The sequence below is a fragment of the Pseudomonas lactis genome (assembly GCF_001439845.1).
GTDB classification, from domain to species: Bacteria; Pseudomonadota; Gammaproteobacteria; order Pseudomonadales; family Pseudomonadaceae; genus Aquipseudomonas; species Aquipseudomonas lactis.
On sequence record NZ_JYLO01000001.1, the window covers coordinates 70813 to 86475 of the forward strand.

The following is a 15663-nucleotide window of genomic DNA, read 5'->3' on the forward strand; positions in this document are numbered from 1 at the left end:
TCAACGCCCCGCTGCATGAGAGCCTGACAATGGATGTTCGCCAATTCGCCTTCCTGGCCCGCCAACCTTCTGCCGCCCTGAAGCGCCGGGACGCGTTCTTCGGCCTGCCCAAGCGCGGGCTGGCGTTGATCCTTGCCAACGCACTGTTCTGGCAGCCGCTGCTGGCCCAGGCCGAGGGCATTGTGGTCAGTGCGCCGGGCACCACCGTAGGCGCGGCGGGCAATGGCGTGCCGGTGGTAAACATCGCCACCCCCAATGGCGCGGGCTTGTCCCATAACCAGTTCAAGGACTACAACGTCGGCCCCAACGGCGTGATTCTCAACAATGGCAACGGCGCCATGGTCAACACCCAACTGGGCGGGATCATTGTCGGCAACCCCAACCTCAAGGGCGGCGCGGCGAACGTCATCCTCAACGAAGTCAACGGCGGCAGCCCCAGCCAGTTGCGCGGCTATACCGAAGTGGCGGGGCAGTCGGCCAAGGTCATCGTGGCCAACCCGTACGGCGTGACGTGCAGCGGTTGCGGCTTTATCAACACCCCCAACGTCACCCTCACCACCGGCAAACCGGTGCTCGACGCCAGCGGTCAATTGCAGCGCTATGAAGTGGATGGCGGCGCCGTGACCATCGACGGCCAGGGCTTGAACGCCAGCAACGTCGAACGCTTCGACATCATCACCCGCTCGGCCAAGATCAACGCACAAATCAACGCCCGCGAACTCAACGTGATCGCCGGGCGCAACGACGTCGATGCGCAAAGCCTGAAAACCACCGCCCGTGCCGATGACGGCAGCGCCAAGCCCGAGTTGGCAATCGACTCCTCAGCCCTGGGCGGCATGTATGCCGGCGCGATCAAACTGGTGGGCACCGAGGCCGGTGTGGGCGTGAAGCTCGACGGCACCCTGGCCGCCAGTGGCGGCGATATTCAGCTCGACGCCAACGGGCGCCTGAGCATGGCGCAAACGGTGGCCACCGGTAACGTCAAAGTCACCGCGCAAAACGTCGACCTCACCGACAAGGTCTACGCCAACGGCAACGTGCAGGTCACCAGCGCCCAGGCCCTGGTCAACCGCAAGAGCATCGCCGCCGGCCAGCGCATCGAGATCAACGCGGCCAGCGTGAACAACCCCGGCATCATCGAAGCCGGCGTCGCCGCCGATAACAGCCGCAACACCACGGGCGACCTGGTGGTAAACGCGCAAACCGTCACCACCAGCGGCAACCTGTTGGCCAGCCGCGCCCTGGCGATCACCGCCGCACAAGCGCTGACCAACCAGGGCGCGATCATCCAGGCCAAGACCGTCGAGGTCAGCAGCGCCAAACTCACTAACCAGGGCGCCACTGCGCGCCTGTTCGGTGAGCAGAGCCTGGCGATCAACTCGCCGGCCATCGTCAACCTCGGCGGCTTGATCCGCTTCGGCGAAGGCCAGGCCGCCACGCTCAACAGCGCATCGCTGGACAACCGCCAGGGCCGTATCGAAATGGCCGGTGGCAGCCTGGTGCTCACCAGTGCCGAGCTGAACAACAGCGGCGGGCAAGTCATCGCCAACGACCTGACCGTCAACGCCGGCACCCTGAACAACCAGAACGGTGTATTGGTGGCCAAAACCGCGACCGTCACTGCCAGCAACCTCGACAACATCCTCAAGGGCCTGATCCAGGCCGACGGCGGCGCGCTCAACCTCGCCGTTTCCAACACCTTCAACAACAATCAGGGTTTCGCCCAGGCCAGCACCGATCTGAACGTTACGGCCGGCACCCTCAGCAGCAACGCAGGCGGCGTACTGAGCGCCGACACCGGCAAGCTCACCCTCACCGCCGCGCAACAGCTCAACAACGCCCAGGGCCGCTTGCAGGCCGGGCAGGGCGATATCGAACTGCACGCCGCCCACCTGGATAACCAGAGCGGCACAATCGTCGGCAAGCAACTGCTGCTCGACGTGGCTGGCGGCGATATCGACAACCGCGCCGGGCGCGTGTTGGGCGACCACCTCGACGTGCGCGCTTCCGGCCTCGACAACCGCAACGCCGGCCTGCTGGCCGGTGGCGCCCAGGGCGTAAGCCTGCTGCTCAAAGGCCCGGGCCAGTTGCTCAACGCCCAGGGCCGCATCCAGAGCGAGGGCCTGCTGCAACTGCAAGGCGAGCGCTTGGACAACAGCGCCGGCATCCTGCTGGGCCAGACCGTCGACGTCACCGCGCAGACCTTCACCAACAGCAACAAAGGCGTGCTGGTCAGCGATGGCGGCGACGTGGTGCTCAAGGTCAGCGATCTGCTGACCAACGTCGGCGGCCAGATCGACGCGGACGAACGCAGCGTGCTGGTCAAGCAGCTCACCACCCTCAACAACGACGGCGGCACCCTGCGCGGCAAGCGCCTGGACATCGCCGCCCAGCACCTGAACAACGACAACGGCCAACTGCTGGCCGGCGCCGAAGGCCTGAGCTCCAGCGGCCAGGATGTGAGCAACCGCAAGGGCCTGATTCTCAGCGGCGGCGCCCTCACCGAACTGAACACCACCCGCCTGGATAACCAAGGCGGCACCGTGCAGGGCGACAGCCTGAGCGTCACCGCCAACAGCGTCGACAACGCCAGCGGCGGCCTGATGGCCAGCCTGGTCGGCAACCTGCAACTGACCGTAGAAGCCCTGGCCAACCGTGGCGGCAAGCTGTTCGGCAAAGAACAAGTGACCGTCAGCGGCGCCAGCCTCGACAACAGCGCGGGCGGCCAGATCAGCGGCAACCAGCTCAACCTGACCTCACGCGGTACCCTCAGCAACCAGGGCGGCCTGATCGAAGCCAACCAGGGCCTGACCCTCACTGGCGGCAACCTCGATAACAGCGCCAACGGGCAACTGCGTGCCTTGGGCGGCGCCAGCAGCAAACTCAACCTCAGCGGTGCGTTGAACAACCAGAACGGCACCCTCGAATTCGGCAGCCAGGCCTTCAGCCTTGACGCGGCCAGCTTCAACAACCAGAACGGCATGTTGCAACACGCCGGCACCGGCCTGTTCCACCTCAACACCGCCAGCCTCGAAGGCAGCCAGGGCAATATCCAGGGCATGGGCAGCGCCGACTGGGCCTTCGGCAACGTCGATGGCCTGGGCCGTGTGCAACTCAACGACGTGCTCACCTACAAGAGCGACCAGGGGCTGGCCCTCAAGGCCGGCGACCGCATGGCCAGCGCCAAGGGCTTGATCCTCAACGTGGCCAGCCTGGACAACGGCGGCGAACTGCTCAGCGACGGTGACATCAGCATCACCACCGGCGATATCACCAACAGCGGCCGCGTCTCGGCCCTGCAAACACTCACCGTCGTCGCCAACAACCTCAGCCAGAACGGCGGCCGCCTGGCAGCCACCAATGCGCGCCTGACCCTGGGCGGCACCCTGGACAACCTCGGCTTCCTCACCGCCCGCCAGCAACTGGACATCGCCGCCGCGCAAATCAACAACCGTGGCACCCTCGGTGCCCAGGGCGCAGTGAACCTCACCGCAGTCAACGGCATCACCAATGCCGCCAACACGCTGCTGTTCAGCGGCGGCGACATGACCTTGCGCAGCAATGGCTTCAGCAACAGCTATGGCGATGTCTACAGCAAAGGCAACCTGAGCTTCGCCGCCCGCGATGGCGGGCGTGCCGTGCTGTTCAGCAACCGCTCCGGCACCGTGGAAAGCGAAGGCTCGATCGGCATCAATGCGGGCTTTATCGAAAACGCCAAAGATGAATTCGAACTCGGGCAAACACTGACCACCGGCAGCTTGAGTTGGATCTGTGGCCAGCACTGCGGCGAAAGCGACAACTGGGAACGTGGCGAGATCACCATCTACGAGACGTACCTTGAGGCGGCCACCAAGGACTCGGTAGCGGCGCGCCTGGTGGCGGGCAAAAACATGCTGCTGCAAGGCGACACTGTGCAGAACCGCTACAGCCTGATGGCCGCCAATGGCGACCTGAGCATCACTGCCGGTGACCTGCTCAACCAGGGCGCCGCCACGCGCACGGGCCAGCGCAAGCTTGTCATCGGCACGCCAGGTCACGTCTCCGACGATTTGTTTGAACGCATGCAATATGTCGACGTGCCCGCGTTCAATGCGGCCACGGCGGCCGGGAATTTCGACAAGGCGCGCTTCGAAGAACTCAAAAGCCGCTCACCCAATAGCCTGCCGTTCGCCTACGCAAGTGACGTCACCACCTGGACCAACAACAGCGGCCCCGGCTACGACGCCACCCTGCAAGCGGGCGGCACGGTCAACCTCAACGTCGCCCGCACCCTGCAAAACGGCACGCTGCACAACAACACCCTGGCCCAGTTGACCGGCACCCTCGGCGACGATCAGACCGGCATCCCCGTCGGCGGCATCAACATCAACCTGAGCAAACACGCCAACGACCCGAGCGCCCAGGCGCCTGGCAGCGTATTGCCCGTGGTAGGCGTGGCCCCTGGTGGCGGCTTCGTGCCCGTGGACTACACCGGCACCGCGTTTGCCCCGGTCGACCCCACCACCTCGCCCACCTTCCAACTGCCCAAGGGCGAGTACGGCCTGTTCGTCAAAAACGCCGACCCTACCAGCCACTACCTGATCGAGACCAACCCCGAATTCACCTCGGTGTCGGGCTTCTTCAGCTCCGACTACATGCTCGGCAAACTCGGTTTCACCGCCGACAACGCCTGGCGCCGCCTCGGTGACGGCCAGTACGAAACCCGCCTGATCCGCGACGCCGTCCTCGCGCAAACCGGCCAGCGCTTCCTCGCCGGCGGCCTGTACAGCGACGCCGACCAGTTCCGCTACCTGATGGACAACGGCCTTGCCAGCAAAGACGCCCTGCGCCTGAGCCTGGGTGTGGCCCTCACCGACCAGCAAGTCGGCGCCCTGACCCACGACATCGTGTGGATGGAAAAACGCGTCATTGACGGCCAGACCGTCCTCGTGCCGGTGCTGTACCTGGCCCAGGCCGACTCGCGCAACGTGCGCGGCAACAGCCTCATCCAGGGCCGCGACCTCAACCTGGTCACCGGCGGCGACCTGATCAACGTCGGCACCCTGCGCGCCAGCAACAACCTCTCCGCCATCAGTAGCGGCAGCATTTATACCGGCGGCCTGGTCGAAGCCGGCAACAATCTCAGCCTGCTGGCCCAGGACAGCATCCGCAACGCCATGGCCGGCGAAATCCGCGGCAAGCAAGTCAGCCTCACGGCGCTCAAAGGCGATATCACCAACGAAACCACCGCCATCCAGGTGCGTGACGGCGCCGGTATGCGCACCCTCACCGACACCAGCGCCGGCACCATCGTCGCCCGCGAAAACCTCGCCATCGACGCTGGCCGCGACCTCACCAACCGAGGCGCGCTGGTAGCGGGCAACGACGCCAACCTCACCGCCGGCCGCGACCTCAACCTCATCGCCGCCAGCGACACCCGCGTCAAACACGAGACCCGCGACGGCGGCGAGAAATCCAGCATCACCACCGACGTCAAAAACCTCGCTGCCAGCGTCACGGCGGGCGGCAACCTCAACATGCAGGCCGGGCAAGACGTCAACATCATCGGCAGCAATGCCACGGCCGGCAAAGACCTCAACATCGCCGCCGGCCGCGACCTCAACGTCGCCTCGGTCAGCGACATGCACAACGTCGAGGGCAAGGAAAAGGACGGCAAAAAACGCATCAAGACCTCGGACGACCAGACCACTCAAGTGGCGAGCGTGCTGACGGCGGGTGGGGATTTTGTCAGCCAGGCAGGGCGTGATACCACGATTGTGGCGAGCAGGATCAGTGCGGGGAATGAGGCTTATCTGTATAGCGGGGATAAGTTGAGTTTGTTGGCGGCTGAGAACAGTACGCATACGTTGTATGACATGAAGGAGAAGGGAAGCTGGGGCGCTAAAAAGGCGCAGATGGATGAAGTGACCCGCACCACCCAGGTAGGGACCGAGATCAAGACAGGTGGCAACCTAGTCCTTAAAAGCGACGGCGACCAGCTGTATCAAGTTGCGAAGCTTAATAGCGGCAAGGACATCATCCTTGATAGCGGTGGTGCAATTGTCTTTGAAGGCGTCAAGGACCTGCACGATGAGAGCCACACTAAGAGCAAAAGCGACCTCTCGTGGTTCAGCGCTAAGGGCAAAGGTAATACAGACGAAACCTTGCGTCAGAGCGAGTTGGTTGCCCAAGGACAGCTTGTCATCAAGGCCGCCGAAGGCATTCGTATCGACGTCAAACAGGTCGATCAGCAGACTGTAAGCCAGACCGTTGATGCGATGGTCAAGGCTGATCCTAATTTGGCCTGGCTCAAGCAAGCTGAGGCACGTGGCGACATTGATTGGCGCCAGGTAAAGGAGATTCACGAGAGCTTCAAGTACGACAACTCAGGGTTGGGCGCCGGTGCCAAGATTGCGATTGCGATCATGATGGCGGCGATCATGGGGCCGGTAGGATTCGGGTTGCAGGGAGCCACCCTTGCGGTGAGCACCAGCCTGAGTACGACGGCAGTCACTAGCACCATCAACAACAAAGGCAATTTGGGTGCAGCGCTTAAGGAAACGGTCAGCGCCAATAGCCTGAAAAGCGCAGCAGTTGCCGGGTTCACGGCGGGGGCTCTTGAGTATGCCGACACCAATTGGTTCGCTGGTGCTGACGGTGCAGGTGCAGGTGCAGGCACAAGTACAAGCACAGTCCAAGGTGTTACCCCGAGTACGGGTTCAACCTTGGCGGTTACGAACTCCTCCAAAGATATTTTCACCTGGACGTCAGCAGGCGATATCGCGCTGCGTACCGGTGGCCGGGCGGTAATCTCTAGCGGAATATCGACGGCCATTCAAGGGGGAAGCTTCGGCGACAACTTCAATGCGGCCCTGTTGGGAGAGGCTGGCAACGTTGCAATGGCTACCGGTTTTAATTGGGTGGGTGACTACGTCACGTTCCCCAATGGCAGCCCTCAAAAGATTATTGCGCACGCTTTGATGGGGGGATTGCTGGCTGAAGCCACAGGTAGCGATTTCAAAACCGGGGCTGCCGCTGCCGGGCTGAATGAGGCACTCATCAATCAGTTGGTGTGGGCTGCTCAAGGCAATGACGACATCACGCTGATGCTTTCACAGCTGACAGGCTTGTTAGCAGCTGCGGCGGTCGATGGAGATTTGGAAAAAGGCTCTCAGATTGCTCAGAAGGCGACGACGTTCAACTATCTTTACCACGAAGAAGTCGAGGAAATGCTTCGGGAGGTAGATAGCAAGACTACGGAGCAAGAGAAGCGTGAGGTCAGGCAGCGCTATGCGGAACTTGATCAGCAGAGAAATGACGAGTTGGATGCGCTTTGCGCACGCGATCCGCAACGCTGCCGAGGTATTGCCACTTCCTTGGCGAACGATGATCAGAAACTCGTTGATCTGGTAGGTAGGTTGAGATCCCAAGGGCAGGGCGGTGCTGCTTCTGCGGTTGGTTTTGTGATAGGGAACAACCTAGACGCGTCCAGCCAAATTGCAGCAGATATCAGCTCTGCGGGCGGTGGGCCATTAGTTAAGCTCGGTGCGGAGGCAATTAAGGCCGGAGTTGGGATCACACTGCCTTCACGTTCAAGCTCTGGTAAGGGGAAAGGAAGCCAAGTCGGCGCGGGTTCCCTTGAAGAGGCGGCGGGTCCAAAGGCGACAGGCGAAGTAGTGCCTCCCGCGCCTATTGTGACTTCTGGTGCGACTAGGACAGGTGTTGTTCGTACAAATGCCGCAGATTGGAGAGCACTGCGTAATAATTGGGATGACCTTGGGTATGGTCAAATCTTAAGTACTGAAAATCGGGCCGCGATTGCTAAAGGACGGACTCCAAAAGTCGACGATGCATGGGTTAAGGTTTTTCCTGAAGATGCAGGGCTAAAGGGCGAGAGAATTCCTATGCACCATGTTCAGGGTTCGCCACTTACTGTGCCACTGCCTGATACACGGCATTTGGATGCGCATATGCCAGGAGGGTTTAGATATAATCCAGGCGGTCCAGGGTCGGCTCTCCTGGCATACCCTCCAAAAAAAGGAGCTGAATAATGCATTCCGTACCGCTAGAACATGAGAAGCAAAAGTTGATTTTCTACGTGGCTCAAGACTTAGATCAGTCTATTAGATCTAATGTGCAGCAGCTCGTGAATGAGCTCGCTGCGTCAAGAATATGGAGCATTGCCCCGCCAACCTTTATTGACGCGATAGACGAAGGGGGCGCGGAAGTGGTGGGTGGAATGTTGGAGATTTATTCAGCACTGCAACCGAATATACTGTCTGTTGATATGGATTCAAAAAATCTAGATGAAGTGGAAGAAATAGTCTGTGCCGTAAAAAAGTTATCGGAAAAGGAAAATATTTCCTTTGAGTTTCAGTTGGATACAACTTTTGTCGGCGCCATTGATGATGGTGTTGTTGATCGAGTCTTGTTGGAGGGACTGCTCGTGCCGTGGCGAAATCATATAAATGGAAAAAGTTGAGTCGGTGCCAGAGCGGAGATGAATAAAAAAGTGAGAAAAGGGAAAGGCTTATTTAGAATTAGAGTTGAAAAACGTATTAAATAAATATGTCCCATTTTTCACATTTTCACGGAGAGAAAACGTGAAAAAAATTAGCGTAATAATGGTAGTTGTATTTCTGATTGTGGGTTGCGCGCCGTCACGGTCTGCGTGGGTATCCAGTAAAGATGGATGGGTAGGTACCACCTTTTAATCTCACGAGAAAAGGGGACAGATTTATTTAAATTAGAGTTTAAAGGCGCATTAAATAAATCTGTCCCCTTTTGCAGTGATCCTCATGGTAAGCAGTACTTTAGCCTCGCGACTACTTTTGAAAAGAATTTTTCAGGTTATGTTGTTGTTCCAAAGGATGCTCTGAAATGAAATTAAGCATTAAGTTTCCCGAGAATTTGTTAACCCACAGCCTGCTCGAGCAAAGGCGGATTCCTTGCATTTGCAAAATTGCAACGGAGTTTGAAATTGAATTTTTGGACCCTTTGCCAGAAGCTGCAGGAACCGTTCTGGAGTGGGATCGTGCAGAACTTGAAAAAAGAGCGATAGGTGGGGTAGGTGGGCAATACTCTCACTATGCACACGGTCGGGTGACGTTAAAAAAAGTTGATATTGATATCTACCAAATATTGGATCTTGAAATGTTTTATAGGCTTTTTGGATGGTGCAGCATCTTGGAAGATGGCAACTATGCGCCGCCGGGGCAGTTTTGGGATGATGAATAAGTTGAAAAGGAAAGGGGGCAGATTTATTTAAATTAAAATTTGAAGGTGTACTAAATATATCGCCCTCCTTTTGTTAATAGATATACTTAATGAGCCAAATATCAGAAATATTTCTGTAAGGGTGGCACGGTGATTACCACATATAAACTCGAATTTCGACATAGGCCTAGTGTTTCAGAGTCTATCGAAGAGAGGCATAAAGATTTTTTGAGAGCTATAGGCGATTTGGGCGTTCCGTGGAATTTGAACGATGCCTTTGAAGTCCCCCCTATTGGAAGCGAGTTGGTGACCTCGGTGTCATTGGATAAGCTACTTCCAGTCGGCGTTAAAGGTCGAATTTCATATGCTCTGCGAGATCAGAAGTATCTCCAGGATGATGCGCAGTTTGATGATACGCTATTTATTGAATTCACAGCCTCCAAAGTCGACTATTCATATTTGTTGAAGATTGTTTTTCCTGTTTATATAAAGGCGTTTGGCTCCTATCGCTCAGCTTTACATGATTGGAATGTTACGAGGAGCGATTGGCCTTTAGTGTTGGAAGCTTGTGATGCTACAAAAAAAGACGTTAACGGTAGGGATGGCGTTTTCCGTATAAATGCGGCGAATTATTTCGATAAGGAATTGTGTTTTCGCGCCTTCGGAAAAGGGCCGCTTGAACTTGTTGATTTGTTGAATGGTTATGTAGAAGAAGTGTGTGAGTTTGAAGAGGGGGTTTTGATTGTAATTAGTTATACTCCGCTTTCTGCCGACGAACTACTCAGTGCGGGTGAGCGACTAAAGAGCTTAGTGGTTTGATTTTTTTGTCTGGTCAAATTGGTTGATATACTACAGTTTTGATTGGGCTTGGTTGAGTTGGTGTAAAGGTTCTGTTTTGGTGGTTCTTTAACAAAATGGTTTCTTGTAAGTCGGTCGGGCAGTTATGAGTTAACTGCCCAGATTCTGCTTTAGATCTTCGCGTTTAATTTTCGTCCAGTAATATCCAGCAGATCACACCCGTCCCTCAGCGGGATAGCCAGAAATAGCGCAAGAACATGCAACATAATAGCACAATTGCTGATCTTCTCCCTAAATGCCAGTTATTAAATAGAACTGTCCCCTTTTGTCTTGTGCCGCAGATCGTAAATTTGTTACAGATTTGATTAACGATATTGGGAATAACGCCACAAAGGTTATCCCTGGGACCTTCGCGGGGCAGGGAGCTAATGGTGCGCGAGGCAATGTCTATTTTAGAATTAAAGGCAATGATGTCGTGGTGACCAAGCCGAATGGTACGTTTGTGACGATTTTGAAAGATGGCGTCAACCAAAATCCATCAGTAAAAAGTGCGCTGGAAGGGAAGGTTAGATGATGAAAGATTCTTCGTTGAAAGCGTGGCTTATACTTGCCATTGGCAAAAGGCTTTTGTCGGTGGACGCACTCATTCATAATTTAGGCTCGGTGGCGCATGGCTTTCCACAAGAGATTAGTTTCCATTTTGAAGGAAACATTCCTGGCCGTTTATTTTGCGATAGTGATGGGGCTTCGATAGGACTATCCGTGGAGCCATTAACCGAATGCGATATGCAAGAGTATGGCGCGCAAGTAATTGCGTCGATGTCCGACGATGCATGCTTTAGTAATGTTATAAACAAAACGCTGTCCTCAGCTGTTCTGGTGAAATCCTCAGTGGAGGATAGGGTTGTGGGTGTTGGTTTTTCATTTGATTGTGAAGAACGTCTTTTTATTTTGAATTTGGGAGATGAGATTTTTGTTTACAGGTCTATCCCCTCGGATGTTGTTGAAAGTGAATTTCTTGTTTTTATAGCCGTGGAGGGGGAGGACTGAAAGGTCTGGCTAATAAATATGAAAAATTTAATAATTTATTATTTTGGTTTGTTTGTGTTAAGTGGCTGTGTAACCAAAGATCTGAGCGTTGAAAACCGCCAGCAAATCAAAACTGTCAGTGTGTTGCTTGCCTCATTCCCGGAGCAGCAGTTCAAGTACACCAGCATGGATCAAGCCTGGGGGGCCGGCTTAGGTGCCGGTGCCGGGGCGGCTGTGGGAATGGCATCGGATTCGTCCAAAGTCGCTACCAGTGCTATGGCTGGCGTGGGTGTGGTAGCGGGCGCGAAAGTGGCTGATGGTGGAGCTTCAAGTCCACGGCAGGCAATTTTGTTGAACTTGCAGCGTAACGAAATAGATCCAGGGCAGTTGTTCAAACAACTGTTGGAGGCACGGATCAGTGCTGAGCATTTATTCAAAGTTGAACCGGAGGGCGGCCGGGCCGATGCGCATATAGAATTCGTCGTGTCCGAATGGGGCTTTGCCTTGAAAAACTACAGTGCAGAGCTTTATCCAACAGTGGGCATTGTAGCGACCATGAAGCTCGGCGACGCAGTAGTTTGGAGGAATTTCGAAACTGTCACAGCGTTCAGTGATGGAAATGTCCAGGCGTATACACCTCAAGAGTACTCAACAAACCCTGAAGCTCTCCGTAGCGCTTTGCAGAATGCTTTCGAGTTAGTGATAGCTAAACTAATAGCTGATTTGAAACAATAGGCGCTATAAGGCGTAGGGAGAAAAGGGTACAGATTTATTTGAATGAGGCTTGAAAAGCATATTAAATAAATATGTCCCCTTTGTTCTGCTGTTTGTCACGGTACTCCAGTCAGCAATATATTAAACCAAATTCCAGGGTTTAATGGGTTTGCTACATTGCACGATGGTTGGATGATTAACTTGAAAGCTCACAAACAAGCTGATATGTCGTTTTTTGAAAATTTGGGCAGCATGCCGCCTGCTCTGCTTGTAAATTATGGAGCACTGTACGATAAGTACCGCCCAGCAATTGAGTCGCAGAAAAAGCGTGAAAATTAATAAATGGCTTTTGGTAGTATTATTGTCGGCCTTGGCTGGCTGCGCACCTTCCCATTCCAATTGGGAAAATGGAATGAATCTATGGGTAGGTACTCATTTCGATTCCCACCTTTACAAAGACTGCACTCGAGGATGTGGCGACTCATATTGGTCGCCTGTAAATAAAAATAAGACCTTTGATAAGGTTGTTGATGAAAACGGAGGCAGGCGGTATTACATAACTTGGATTAGAGATTGCCGATATTCGGTTTTTGTCGCTGCGGATCGGCTAATAAAGTCATGGAGATACGAAACTTCTAACGTAAAAGGATGTTATGTCTTTTAACTGTTGTTTTAAGGGAAAAGAAAAGAGAGAAAAGGGGGCGAGAGAAAAGGAAGAGAAAAGGGGGCGGATTTATTTAAATGGCTAAGTAAAAAATAAATCTGTTTCGAATGGAGCTGCGATCGAAGGGGACAGATCTATTTGCATGGAGCCGTTTCGGTGAAGAGTCGAATATAGGATATATTTTTTTTAGAGCAGAAAAGGGGGCAGATTTATTTAAATTAGAGTTGAAGAGCATATTAAATAAATCTGTCCCCTTTTGTTCCTTTTGTTCTTTTGTTCGCAACGGCCCGTGAGAACTCTTATCCAGGACGAATCAGGCCGGTATTGGTTGCAAGGGCAAGGTGGGGGAGAATTACCCCTTCAGGTTCTTACGATTTTGTCACATTGCCGGATGGGACTATCAAGGTAAGCCGCCCAAATGTGAATGAGCAATTTTCAACCCATCTGGGGTAGCGTGGGGGGGAAGTTAAATATGCCGGCTCTATACGCTTTGGTAATAATGACGGTCCAGAGCGAGGAAAAATAACAAGATGGGATAATAGTTCCGGTCATTATCAGCCACCTGCTACTCTAAAGGCTAACTCTGGGTTACCGGAAAACTCATTTAATCCAAGGAAATAGTTTGGTATGGATTCAAGATTGATATCACTCTGTAAAGAGTTGGCGAAAATGACTTCTGATCAGGCGGCAGCTTGGATATTGAGCCGGTACCCGCTTACTTCAGATAATTGGGGTGAAGCTTTATTACTCCTTCCTCATAGATCTTGGAAAAAACCAGAGCAGAAACGTTTAGCGGATTATTATTTTAAGAAAATTCCGTTCTCTAGCGCTAGAGGATATGAAACCTTCGCGTCAATTATGCCAGTTAAGTTAATGGTTGCATGCATTAACGATGCATTGCCCAAAGATCCTAGCAGGCTCGAGTTATTGTTTTATCATCTTGTCCCAGTGCTTAAGCGTTTTGCGAAGAATGATGCAGATCGAAAAATTATTGAGACTTTACTTTCGGCTTTTTCGATAAATTTTCCAAAAGATAATTGAGAACAAAAGGAGGCGGTTTGTTTGATCTTGCTAGAGAAGTGAAAAAAGGGAGCGGAAAAAAAGGGAGCAGATTTATTTGAATTAGGGTTGAAAAATCTATTAAAAAAATCTGTCCCCTTTTTCTGATTTCCGGATCAGCATCAGGGTGGAATACATCGTGCTGGAGGTGTGCCCAGAGAGATTTTTTCAGATAAAAAGTAGGGGGTGAAGGTGGATATTAAAACTTTTTTGAAGAGTAAGAAAGAAGAGCATTTGCTTGATGGCTTGGCTGCTGTAGATGATGTCAGTCTTAATGCAATAAAGGTAGGGCAGAAAAATGCTCCTGATGATTACTTGGAGTTTTTGCAGGAGTTCGGAAGTGGGGAAATTGAAACAGCCGGATTTATGCTTTATAACGGCCTCCTAGAGGCAAGTGATATTTTTGATGATGAGACTGCGGCGCAATTCGAAAGTGTTATGATTTTTGGTGATGATATGCAGGGGCGATGCGTCGGTTTTGATAAAAATGATAAATGGGCTGTAGTGAAAATAGACTCTGCAGATATGAGTGTTAAGAAGTTATGTGAAACATTTTCTTTGTTTGTTTATAGTTTGTTGAGGTGACTCTGGGAGAAAAGGGAAGGAAATGGGAAGGGAAAGTGATTAAGCCTAGATCAAGGTGGCAGGCGTTTTTGTTATTGTTGATTTATCTGTTTTTATTGTTTTTGTTGGTGGGGGGTTATCGCAAAGCTCATGGGGGCGCTGGTTAATTATTCAAAGATTGGTGTATGGGACTTTAGTTGGGCTGAAATCGTAGATATGTTACCCGGTGTTTTTGCCTATGCAATACCTACTGGGGTAGGCGTTTGGATACAGTCCTGGTTGAAAAATCGTAAAGAGAGTGGCCAAGGGAATTGAGCGCAAAGCGGGCGACACAAAGGCCGCCCGATTTTCACTCAGGACGGATCGGCATTAAGCCTGCGACTGATGACATCCAGCAAATCACACCCATCGCGCAGCGGAATGGCCAGCAAATGGGCGAAGTCTGAAAGTACTACGGCATCGCTGCTGAGTTGTTCGCGGAAGGCCAGGTTTTCCAGCAGTTGGGTGACGGCCCGAATGCGGTGCACGGCGGCGTCGTGAAGGACGTCGAGAGGTGCCTGGGTGTCGATGATCAGGGCTGGGACGGTGCAGTCGTGGCCGGTTAGGGGAATGTATCGATTCATCATTAAGCTCTCTGGATTATTGAGGGCTCGTTCTTCGGGTCGCCAAACCCGGTCGCTTTTTGAGTGACGGCCGGACTATAAGCCGCACCACCAAGCCCGCGCAAGGCATCAAAATGCCGCCGCTTCGGAGCGTGTACGCAGCTACTAACGTCTTGCCACCCATTGCCGACATACTGCTCACGAACAAACGCACTACGACTATGCAAATCTGAAAGCCTCACCCCAAACATTAAAGGACCAATGTGAAAAACCTCCTCCTCATTCTCCTCACCACCCTCATCCTCGGCGGCTGCGTCAGCCACCCCCTCACTCCCGAAAACCGCGCGCAGATCAAGACCGTCAAAGTCCTGCCCGTGAAGTGGGAAAAGAACATGGTGTACTTCGGCCGTGAACAGGCCTGGGGCGCGGCCCTGGGGGCCGGGGTTGGCGCGGGTGTTGGCATGGCCAGCGGGGCGTCCAAGCTGGGTACTGCGGCGTTGAGTGGCGCCGGGTTTGCCGGCGGCATGAAGCTCGGGCAGTTGGCCGAGATGCCGACGCCGGTGGCTATTCTGACGGTGATGGAGGCGGAAAAACTCGATGTTGGCGTGTTGCTCAAGCAGGGCTTTGTCGATGAGTTGGGCAAGACTTCGACGCTCAAGGTGGTCGGCGATGATGAGCCGGCTGATGCGCAGAGTCAGCTGACCGTGTCTGAGTGGGGTTTTCGCCTGACCCAGGGTTTCAGCAGTGTGATTTATCCGACCCTTAACGTGTTAGCGCAGATGGATCGCGGCGATGAGATGATCTGGCGCACCTTTGAAGCGGTCACGCCGTTTAATGGTCAGAACGTTTATGGCTATACACCGTTAACCTACCGCACGGACCCTGAAGCTTTGCGCCGGGCGCTGACCGGGATTACGCAGATTTCTGCGCAGTACCTGGTGAAGGAGCTCAAGTAGGGCTGTGCGAAGGCTGGGGGTTGTTGGTGGGCGGGCTTGGGCTAATGCCAGTCAGGGTTAAGCGCAGTTCCCCTGTGGGAGC

General features: G+C 53.9%; 12 protein-coding genes. 11 read left to right on the forward strand and 1 reads right to left on the reverse strand.

Going from position 1 to position 15663, the window contains the following annotated elements; genetic code table 11:
• The first annotated feature begins 29 nt into the window (after positions 1-29).
• From TX24_RS00215 to TX24_RS00245, 10 genes are all read left to right on the forward strand, one after another.
• Positions 30-8030 carry a two-partner secretion domain-containing protein gene (locus TX24_RS00215; protein WP_082628726.1) on the forward strand — a complete coding sequence of 2667 codons (8001 nt, stop codon included), beginning with the start codon at positions 30-32 and terminating at the stop codon, positions 8028-8030.
• Positions 8030-8461 carry a hypothetical protein gene (locus TX24_RS00220; protein WP_003187491.1) on the forward strand — a complete coding sequence of 144 codons (432 nt, stop codon included), beginning with the start codon at positions 8030-8032 and terminating at the stop codon, positions 8459-8461. Before TX24_RS00215 ends, TX24_RS00220 begins: the two co-directional genes overlap by 1 nt.
• Before the next feature lie 398 nt (positions 8462-8859).
• A complete protein-coding gene (locus TX24_RS00225; RefSeq protein ID WP_034134579.1) occupies positions 8860-9216 on the forward strand; it encodes a hypothetical protein in 357 nt (118 codons plus the stop codon).
• 129 nt (positions 9217-9345) lie between these two features.
• Positions 9346-10014, forward strand: a complete 669-nt coding sequence (locus tag TX24_RS00230; RefSeq protein ID WP_233453529.1) for a hypothetical protein — start codon at positions 9346-9348, stop codon at positions 10012-10014.
• A gap of 304 nt (positions 10015-10318) precedes the next feature.
• Positions 10319-10567, forward strand: a complete 249-nt coding sequence (locus TX24_RS31735) for a hypothetical protein (protein ID WP_137205040.1) — start codon at positions 10319-10321, stop codon at positions 10565-10567.
• Positions 10564-11043 carry a hypothetical protein gene (locus TX24_RS00235; RefSeq protein ID WP_057709501.1) on the forward strand — a complete coding sequence of 160 codons (480 nt, stop codon included), beginning with the start codon at positions 10564-10566 and terminating at the stop codon, positions 11041-11043. Before TX24_RS31735 ends, TX24_RS00235 begins: the two co-directional genes overlap by 4 nt.
• 18 nt (positions 11044-11061) lie before the next feature.
• Positions 11062-11757 (forward strand): hypothetical protein, encoded by a 696-nt coding sequence (locus TX24_RS00240; protein ID WP_057709502.1) that lies wholly within the window; start codon positions 11062-11064, stop codon positions 11755-11757.
• A gap of 171 nt (positions 11758-11928) precedes the next feature.
• On the forward strand, positions 11929-12075 hold the full coding sequence (locus TX24_RS31740; RefSeq protein WP_157255537.1) for a hypothetical protein: 147 nt from the start codon (positions 11929-11931) through the stop codon (positions 12073-12075).
• 994 nt (positions 12076-13069) lie between these two features.
• Positions 13070-13441, forward strand: coding sequence for a hypothetical protein (locus TX24_RS30160; protein ID WP_232289401.1), 372 nt, complete (start codon positions 13070-13072; stop codon positions 13439-13441).
• 210 nt (positions 13442-13651) lie between these two features.
• Positions 13652-14044, forward strand: a complete 393-nt coding sequence (locus TX24_RS00245; protein WP_106117644.1) for an SMI1/KNR4 family protein — start codon at positions 13652-13654, stop codon at positions 14042-14044.
• 332 nt (positions 14045-14376) lie between these two features.
• Here the strand turns inward: TX24_RS00245 and TX24_RS00250 are convergent, their stop codons facing one another.
• Positions 14377-14634 (reverse strand): hypothetical protein, encoded by a 258-nt coding sequence (locus TX24_RS00250; protein WP_005783616.1) that lies wholly within the window; start codon positions 14632-14634, stop codon positions 14377-14379.
• 254 nt (positions 14635-14888) lie between these two features.
• On the opposite strand from TX24_RS00250, the gene TX24_RS00255 reads away from it, so the two are divergent.
• Positions 14889-15581, forward strand: a complete 693-nt coding sequence (locus TX24_RS00255; RefSeq protein WP_057709503.1) for a hypothetical protein — start codon at positions 14889-14891, stop codon at positions 15579-15581.
• Positions 15582-15663: the final 82 nt, after the last annotated feature.